Genomic DNA, 7,533 nt, shown 5'->3' with positions numbered 1-7,533 from the left:
TCGGCGACGTGCGCGGCGGCGAGGCGGCGCTGCGCGACGTCGCCGAAGCCGGCGAGCACGCGGTGCCGCGCGGTGCGCGTGAGTTCGGAATCGCTCAGCTCGGCGAGGGGCTCGACGAGTGGGGGAAAGGCCATATCCACAGGCTACGCCGCGCGCATCGGGGGTCGGGCGCCGCCCGTCCGATCGCGCGCCTGACGCACCGACGGCGGCCGGGCCGGCAGGGTCAGACGCGCCCGGTCAGGATGAGGTTCCAGTAGACCCACGGCAGAACGTGCCGGTCAAAGACCCACGACAGCCGGCTCTCGCGGTACATCCGCCGGAAGAACGGGATGGACGGCTTCGGCGTGCCCGTGTCGTCGAACTCCGCCCACACGACCGTCGACCGCGAGACCGTGAACGGGCACACCGCGTAGCCGTCGTAGCGCGCCTTCGGCTCTTTGCCGCGGAGCACCCTCGAGACGTTCTTCGCCAGCACCCACGTCTGCTTGCGGAGCGCCCCACCGCACTTCGAGTTGGTGGTCGCGGCGGCGTCGCCGAGAGCCCAGACATGGGGGAATCGCGGATGCCGCAGCGTCCGAGGATCGACCTCCACGAACCCTCCCGACGAGCCCGGCGCCGGGAGCACCGACGCCTTGAGCCAATCCGGGGCCGACTGCGGCGGTTCGACGTTGAGCACGTCGTAGTGCAGATGCTCGGGTCCGTCCGGCCCGCCGATCACGACCTCCTGCGCCGCGGAGTCCACACGGAGCAGCACCGAGCGGGTGCGCAGCTCGATGCCGTACTCCTCGATCTTGCGCTCGAGCTCGCGATCGAACGGCGGCAGGAACGCCGTCTCCGTCGGCACCACCATCACGACCCGGATCCTGTCCAGCACCCCCGTCGCCCGCCAGTAGTCGCACGCCTGATACATCGGCTTCTGTGCGGCACCCGCGCACGAGGCGGGCCCGTCGGGCTGGGTGAAGACGACCGTGCCCTCCTTCAGGTCGCGCAGCAGCAGCGACGCCTTCTGCGCCAGCTCGAATTCGTAGTGGGATGCCGCCGCCGGCGTCTGCATCGCCTCTGCCAGCCCCGGCACGCGGCCCCAGTCGAGCTGGATGCCCGGACACACGATGAGCTGGTCGAAGGTGACGCGGTCACCGGTCTCGAGCACGACGGCGTTCGCGTCGGGCTGGACGGCGGTGACGGCATCCTGGATCCACTCCACCCCTTTCGGCACCGCCTCTCGCTGGGGGCGGACGGTGATGCCGGCGGGAGCGGTGCCGCCGGCGACGTGCGAGAACAGCGGTTTGTACTGGTGCTGCTCACGCGGCTCGATGATGGCGATGTCGTCGACGCCGGAGCGACGCAGCCTCGCGGCGACCGAGATGCCGCCGTTGCCCCCGCCGATCACCAGCACCTGATGATGCGCCTGCTGCTCGGACATGTTCCTCCCCTCGGATGGCGACTTCCGCTGACCGCGGTCGGCGGGAGTCGCGTCTGAGATCTCCCTGCAGGCGAGATTAGGCAGGCACCCGCACGAAGCGCGGGGGCTTGCGCAGGGGGCTGAGGTCGCACGAAGATGCCGGGTCGGACCCGTCGGGTGACCGGAACACGCGCCGACGTGTGCTCAGCCGGAGGCTCGCTTGGCCAGACGCCAGCCGCCGACGAACGCGAGCGTGATGAGCCCGAGGCTCAACGCCGCGAACCCGAAGATCGTGACGCGGGACACGAAGACGTAGTCTCCGCCCGGCGCGAAGGCGGCATCGGCGAGCGGCTGGTACGCGAACCAGCCGAACGATGCGGGCGTCGATGCCCCGATGACGATCGTGACCGCTCCCGCGAGGAGGAGAACCCCCGCGGTCGCCCATCCTGCACGTTCCTTGCCGCTCGGATGCGCCATCTCCCGACCCTATCGAGCCGTCAGCCCGCCGGCGTCAGCAGGTCGAGAAGCTCCGGCGACGCCGCGCGAGGCTGGAGACCCGGGTCCACCAGGCGTCGGCAGCCGTCGAGTTCGACGGTGAACGGCTGCGATTGCCCGCTCACGAGACTCGGGTGGACGACGACCCACCTCGTCGCCGCGTCCGTGCACGACGGCGCTGTGGGGGCGTGCCGGGCGTCCGCGAGCACGGCTTGAGCCTCGGCGGTGGCCAGTTCGCGCACGCCGGCGAAGATGTTCGGATCACCCGTGACCGCCGGCGACCGCGTCGATCCCAATCCGGCGACGTAGTCGCACAGCCGCGCTCCGTCGACCGTGGCCACCTCGGGCCATGCCGGAAGCTCGAAGGGGATGAGCGCGTCCTCGCCGATCACCTGGTCGTCGGGTATGTCGGCGTCGGCGAGGAGACCACTCGTGGCATCCGGGCCGGCGAGAATCAGCATGCTCGCCTGGGTGGCGCATCCCGCATCGGTCGCCGCGGCGGAGTCGACCAGCGACTCGGGCGTGAACGTCTCGTCCACCACGGTGAGGGCAGCGAGAGCCGCGTCCAAGCCGACGGACTTGGGCGCTCCGCACCCGTCGGACGGGACCGCCACGCGCACGACGCGCCCGTCGGCGTCCTCCACCCACAGCTCGGGGGAGAGGTAGCCGATCGCGGTGCACGGTCCCATCGAACGTGGATCGTTGGGGGAGGCCAGCGCCGCGAGCACGGGTTCGAGGTCTCCCTCGAGTCGTTCGAGAAGCGCCCCCGACCAACTCCCGTCGTCGTCCTCCCACGACGCGTACGGGTCGCACCGCAGGACGGCGACCGCCGTGAAGTCGGACGGCACCAGTCCGGCTTCGGCGTGGCCTGCCTCGTGGGTCTGGGGGCAGATCACCGTCGCGACCGGCGTCGCCTCGATACGCGGGTCGGGGCCGATCCCGGGAATCGCCCCGCAGCCGGCGAGCACCAGGCTCACGCCGAGAGTCGCGACCACCACCGTCAGACGTCGCATCGTGTGCACCTCCGGTACCGACGCTAGAGGCGCCGGGACGACGCCGGGCAACGACCCTGTAACGATGCCCTGCACGCAAGAGGATGATGGATCCATGCCCGCCGCCCATCGTCCCGGCCTCCGGGTGGGCTCGGAGCTCACCATCCCCGAGTCCGAGCTGACCTGGCGCTTCTCGCGGTCATCCGGCCCCGGCGGGCAGGGCGTGAACACCGCCGACTCGCGGGCGGAGCTGGTCTGGGATGTGTCGCGCTCGGCCGTGCTGTCGCCGCACCAGCGCGAGAGGCTGCTCGCGCGGCTGAGCGGTCGCCTTGTCGACGGAGTGCTGACGATCGCGGCATCCGAGCATCGCGCGCAACTGCGCAACCGGGATGCCGCGCGTGCCCGGCTCGCCGCTCTCGTCGCCGACGCGCTACGGCCGCCTTCGCCCTCGCGACGACCCACGCGCCCGACCCGGGGCGCCAAGGAGCGGCGCCTGAGCGAGAAGAAGCGGCGCACCGACGTCAAGCGGCTGCGCCGCCCACCCGCCGACTGACGACGCCCGCGCCGGCGCTACGAGCGGCGCCGGGTGAGGTGGATGTCGACGGAGTCGCCGTCGGTCTTGCCGATCGCCCTTCTGATCTCGGCGTTGATCGGGAGCTTGTGCGTCCCGTCGCCGAGGGCCATGAAGGCACCCTCGAACGGGTGCCCGTCCACGGTGCCCGCCACCTTGACGAGTCCGCGGGTGCCGAAGATCGTGGCGGAATCGGGCAGCTTCACGCAAGTCCAGGTGTCGCCCGGCTGAGCTTTGCCGAGGGTGGCGGTGAAGCGGATATCGAGAGTCCCGGTGTGGTCCGACATGATGGCTCCAATCTCGGCCGCCGCAGCTGTGACGAGTGTGTCCCGGGCGGCGGCCCTTCACAGGGATGACGATCGGACGTCGTCCCGATCGACAGCCTTTCAGACCCTCAATCGGGAACGATGACCACGCTCTGGATCAGACCGTCGCGCAAGGTGAAGCGGAACGGGCTGGTGCCGTTGAACCCGTTGCCGGTCACCGCGAGGTGCACGAGGTAGGTCTCCGGGGCTGTTTCCTGCTCGATGTCGATGAGCTCGAAGTGCGACTGCTTGCCGATGTTGTCGGTGCGATCCCACGCTCGGATGCCGTCGTGCCCGTGCGCCACGCGGCCCCAGTCGTCGAGCGAGCCGTCCTCGCTGAAGGCCGCGACGAACGCATCGGAGTCGCCGGCGTTCGTGGCGACGATGAAGGTCGAGATGGGAGCGGGGATAAGTGCCATCCTCCGATCTTCCACCCGCATCCCGCGGGTGGAGCGCCCAGGTTCAACGGATCCAGAAGTCCTCGGCGCGCGCGCCCGGCCGGAATCCGAAGTGCTCGAGCATCGCCGTCGCCTCCGGGAAGTGGGCGGCGAGCATCTCGGGTCCGTGGGCGTCGCTGCCGAACGTGACCGCGCGCCCGCCTTCCTCCGCCCACAACTGCGGGATCCACGGCCAGAGCCGCCGGGTGTTCATCTCGAGGGCCCGTTCCGACGCCGCGATCGCGCGCATCCCGGCACGGAACCCGTCTTCGAATCTGCGAGGGTCGAAGGGGCCCGCTGTGGCGACCGGCCAGGAGCGCACGGCGTAGTCGATGTGCGTGAACACCGCGAAGGAATCCGAGCCGGCGACCATGCGCGGGATCTCCTCGAGGTAGTTCCACATCACGTCGTCCGCGGGCACGTGACGGTAGAGCGTGGTCGGCTCGGTGCGGTCGGCGCCGTCGAAGGTGAGCATGTGCAGCGACCCGTTGACGCGTTCTATGACCCCGCTGGAGAGCAGAGCGGCGGCGTGCGCGTCGCGCAGGTGCGGCTGGCCGAACTCGACGCCGGTGAGGATGCGCAGGTCGGGGAAGTCGTGACGGCACCGTTCGATCGCGGTGAGATAGCCCTCGACGTCGAAGTCGGGCAGCCGCACATGGCCGCTCTCGTCGACGTACTTCTGCGCGTGCTCTCCGATGTCACCGTCCTCGACTCTCCAGTCATGCTCGAAGTCGAGGTGCTCGGTGAACACGATCGCCGGCAATCCGATCCGGAGCGCACGTTCGCACGTACGGACCATCGAGCCGTGCGAGGCCGGATCCGAGCCGCAGTCCCACGACCACTCGCTGTGCACGTGGGCATCGGCGGGAAGAGTCGCCGTCATCTCGCCGAGAGTACTCCGGCCACCAGTGCACCCTTCAACGTCGTGACTCTCCAGCGTGCGTGGCGGTTCGGGTGTCACGAGTGGTGGCTTCGACGCCGGCGTAGCGGCGTGTCGTGACACCCGAGCGCGTGCGTAGACCGTTCAGGGGTCGCGAGTTGTGGCTTCGACGCCGGCGTAGCGGCGTGTCGTGACACCCGAACGTGGGGGCACATGAACGGAGGATGCCGGTGCGGCGCCCGGGCCAGGCGTCGGCGGGCGCGGCGGGCGCGGCGGGTTCGACGGTGATCTGGTCGGTGCCCCAGCGAATCGCCAGCGACGCACACCAGCTCGGTTCCGCGTCCGCGGCGAAAACTGCACCGAGAACCCGCATGCGCGGTGATAACGTGGGGCTGTGGCGAGCTACAAGATCTCCGAGGCGGCGCGGCTGCTCGCGGTGAGCGACGACACCGTCCGCCGATGGATCGACGCGGGCACGCTGCCGACGACCGGGGCATCGCCCGTCGAGATCCCCGGCGCCGCGCTCGCCGCACGCGCGGTCGAGCTCGCCGCTGCGCCGGGCGATCCTGCGGACGTGCTCTCGAGCGCGCGCAATCGCTTCGTCGGGCTCGTCACGCGTGTGCAGATCGACGGCGTGATGGCGCAGGTCGACATCCAATCCGGTCCGCACCGCGTGGTCTCGCTCATGTCGTCCGAGGCGGTGCGCGAGCTGGGACTCGAGCCCGGCTCGCTCGCGGTCGCCGTGGTCAAGGCGACCACGGTGATCGTCGAGACCCCGAAGGCCTGACGTGCGCCACGGGGCCACCGTTCGCGCCGCAGCGCTCCTCGCTGCTCTCGTGCTCGGACTCGTCGGCTGCGCGAGCGCCGACCGGGATCCGGGCGCGTCGCCTGCGGAGACGACCTCGGCAGAGCCCGAGCTGTCCGGGGACCTCACGGTGTATGCGGCCGCGTCGCTGCAGACGGCGTTCGATGAGCTGGCGACGCAGTTCGAGCAGCGGCATCCGTCCCTCCGCGTGCAGCCTGTCACCTACGACGGCTCGTCGACCCTGGCGACGCAGATCATCGAAGGAGCCCCCGCCGACGTCTTCGCGGCGGCGGACGAGCCGAACATGCAGAAGGTCGTCGATGCGGGCCTCGCGAGCGATCCCGAGCTGTTCGCGACGAACACGCTGGCGCTCGTCGTTCCCGCGGACGATCCGGGCGGGATCGACGGCCTCGCCGACCTCGCCGATCCCGACCGGACCGTGGTGCTGTGCGCGGCCGAGGTGCCGTGCGGGGCGGCATCCGCGACGCTCCTCGCGAACGCCGGCGTGGATCCGAGCGTCGACAGCTACGAGCAGAACGTCACCGCGGTCCTCACGAAGGTCGCGGCCGGAGAGGCCGACGCGGGGCTGGTGTATGTGACGGATGCCGCGACCACGGGTGCCGTCGACGCGATCGAGGTGCCAGGCGCCGACGGTGTCGTGAACCGGTATCCGATCGCCGCGGTGACCGGTGCGGCGAACCCGGAGGCTGCCGGCGCCTTCGTCGCGTTCGTGCTCGGCGACGAGGGCCGACGGGTGCTCTCGGCTGTCGGGTTCGGAGCCCCGTGACCGTCGCCACGGCGCGCGATGTGCGCACGCACGAGGAGCGCGCCGGGTTCGTGCCCCGCGTGCTCGCGGTGCCGGCCGCGATCGGGCTCGCTCTGCTCGTCCTGCCCCTGGGGGCACTCGTGCTGCGCGTGGACTGGTCGACGCTGTGGACCGACGTCACCTCGCCGCAGGCGCTGTCGGCGCTCGGCCTCTCGCTCGCCACCGGCGCCGTCGCCACGATCGTCTGCGTCGTCCTCGGTGTGCCGCTCGCGCTCCTCATCGCCCGGAGCACCGTGCGGACGGCGGCCGTGCTGCGGGCGCTCGTGACGGTGCCGCTCGTGCTGCCGCCCATGGTCGGCGGCGTCGCGATGCTGTTCCTGTTCGGCCGCACCAGCTGGCTGGGCGGGATCCTCGCGGAGTGGGGCATCCGCATCCCGTTCACGACCACCGCCGTGGTGCTCGCGCAGACCTTCGTCGCTCTGCCGTTCCTCGTGCTCGCGCTCGAAGGCGCGCTGCGCTCCACAGGCACCGGCTTCGAGCAGGCGGCGGCGGGCCTGGGCGCGGGGCGTTGGACGATCCTCGCCCGCGTGACCCTCCCGCTCGCCGCCCCCGGCCTCGTCGCGGGCATCGTGCTGTGCTTCGCCCGCGCGATCGGCGAGTTCGGCGCGACGGCCCTCTTCGCCGGAAACGCTCCCGGCGTGACGCAGACCATGCCGCTCGCGATCTATACGGCGTTCAACGGCGCCGGCGTCTCGCAGGGAACGGCGGTGGCACTCTCGCTGCTGCTGCTCGTCACCGCCGTCGGCGTGCTGCTGCTCGTGCGCGCCTGGCGCGCGGAGCCCGCGCGATGAGCGGTGCGGCGGGCGGGGATGCGGCCCCC

10 protein-coding genes are annotated in these 7,533 nt (G+C 71.1%); 4 read left to right on the top strand and 6 right to left on the bottom strand.

The features are described from left to right. Positions 1–223 precede the first annotated feature (223 nt). The 3 genes from ACI3KX_RS21400 to ACI3KX_RS21390 form a co-directional block, all read right to left on the bottom strand. A complete protein-coding gene (locus ACI3KX_RS21400) occupies positions 224–1,423 on the bottom strand; it encodes an NAD(P)/FAD-dependent oxidoreductase (protein WP_404911012.1) in 1,200 nt (399 codons plus the stop codon). A 183-nt stretch (positions 1,424–1,606) separates the two neighbouring features. After that, complete coding sequence (locus ACI3KX_RS21395) at positions 1,607–1,879, bottom strand: hypothetical protein (RefSeq protein WP_404911011.1); 273 nt, start codon at positions 1,877–1,879, stop codon at positions 1,607–1,609. Between the two features lie 20 nt (positions 1,880–1,899). Next, on the bottom strand, positions 1,900–2,910 hold the full coding sequence (locus ACI3KX_RS21390) for a hypothetical protein (protein WP_404911010.1): 1,011 nt from the start codon (positions 2,908–2,910) through the stop codon (positions 1,900–1,902). Positions 2,911–3,004: 94 nt separating this feature from the next. Between ACI3KX_RS21390 and arfB the strand changes: the two genes are divergently transcribed. Next, complete coding sequence (gene arfB, locus ACI3KX_RS21385) at positions 3,005–3,442, top strand: alternative ribosome rescue aminoacyl-tRNA hydrolase ArfB (protein ID WP_404911009.1); 438 nt, start codon at positions 3,005–3,007, stop codon at positions 3,440–3,442. A 17-nt stretch (positions 3,443–3,459) separates the two neighbouring features. Here the strand turns inward: arfB and ACI3KX_RS21380 are convergent, their stop codons facing one another. The 3 genes from ACI3KX_RS21380 to ACI3KX_RS21370 all read right to left on the bottom strand — a co-directional run bounded on the left by ACI3KX_RS21380 (position 3,460) and on the right by ACI3KX_RS21370 (position 5,085). Next, positions 3,460–3,747 carry a DUF1905 domain-containing protein gene (locus ACI3KX_RS21380; protein ID WP_404911008.1) on the bottom strand — a complete coding sequence of 96 codons (288 nt, stop codon included), beginning with the start codon at positions 3,745–3,747 and terminating at the stop codon, positions 3,460–3,462. 107 nt (positions 3,748–3,854) lie between these two features. Next, positions 3,855–4,184 (bottom strand): nuclear transport factor 2 family protein, encoded by a 330-nt coding sequence (locus ACI3KX_RS21375; protein ID WP_404911007.1) that lies wholly within the window; start codon positions 4,182–4,184, stop codon positions 3,855–3,857. A 43-nt stretch (positions 4,185–4,227) separates the two neighbouring features. Then, complete coding sequence (locus tag ACI3KX_RS21370; RefSeq protein ID WP_404911006.1) at positions 4,228–5,085, bottom strand: PHP domain-containing protein; 858 nt, start codon at positions 5,083–5,085, stop codon at positions 4,228–4,230. A gap of 391 nt (positions 5,086–5,476) precedes the next feature. On the opposite strand from ACI3KX_RS21370, the gene ACI3KX_RS21365 reads away from it, so the two are divergent. The 3 genes from ACI3KX_RS21365 to ACI3KX_RS21355 are packed head-to-tail and all read left to right on the top strand — an operon-like array spanning position 5,477 to position 7,504. Further along, positions 5,477–5,869, top strand: coding sequence for a TOBE domain-containing protein (locus ACI3KX_RS21365; protein ID WP_349428393.1), 393 nt, complete (start codon positions 5,477–5,479; stop codon positions 5,867–5,869). A 1-nt stretch (position 5,870) separates the two neighbouring features. Next, positions 5,871–6,674: a molybdate ABC transporter substrate-binding protein gene (gene modA, locus ACI3KX_RS21360; RefSeq protein ID WP_404911005.1), complete on the top strand. Its 804-nt coding sequence runs from the start codon at positions 5,871–5,873 to the stop codon at positions 6,672–6,674. Further along, positions 6,671–7,504 carry an ABC transporter permease gene (locus ACI3KX_RS21355; protein ID WP_404911004.1) on the top strand — a complete coding sequence of 278 codons (834 nt, stop codon included), beginning with the start codon at positions 6,671–6,673 and terminating at the stop codon, positions 7,502–7,504. Before modA ends, ACI3KX_RS21355 begins: the two co-directional genes overlap by 4 nt. The last annotated feature ends 29 nt before the right edge of the window (positions 7,505–7,533 follow it).

This window comes from Microbacterium sp. ZW CA_36 (genome assembly GCF_044987475.1).
Taxonomy (GTDB): domain Bacteria; phylum Actinomycetota; class Actinomycetes; order Actinomycetales; family Microbacteriaceae; genus Microbacterium.
Note: the sequence above shows the minus strand (reverse complement) of the source record. Positions and strands in the feature narration are given on the sequence as shown.

Coding starts and splice junctions, on each gene's coding strand:
- ACI3KX_RS21400 (WP_404911012.1), bottom strand. CDS start 1,423: ATGTCCGAGCAGCAGGCGCATCATCAGGTGCTGGTGATCGGCGGGGGC.
- ACI3KX_RS21395 (WP_404911011.1), bottom strand. CDS start 1,879: ATGGCGCATCCGAGCGGCAAGGAACGTGCAGGATGGGCGACCGCGGGG.
- ACI3KX_RS21390 (WP_404911010.1), bottom strand. CDS start 2,910: ATGCGACGTCTGACGGTGGTGGTCGCGACTCTCGGCGTGAGCCTGGTG.
- arfB (WP_404911009.1), top strand. CDS start 3,005: ATGCCCGCCGCCCATCGTCCCGGCCTCCGGGTGGGCTCGGAGCTCACC.
- ACI3KX_RS21380 (WP_404911008.1), bottom strand. CDS start 3,747: ATGTCGGACCACACCGGGACTCTCGATATCCGCTTCACCGCCACCCTC.
- ACI3KX_RS21375 (WP_404911007.1), bottom strand. CDS start 4,184: ATGGCACTTATCCCCGCTCCCATCTCGACCTTCATCGTCGCCACGAAC.
- ACI3KX_RS21370 (WP_404911006.1), bottom strand. CDS start 5,085: ATGACGGCGACTCTTCCCGCCGATGCCCACGTGCACAGCGAGTGGTCG.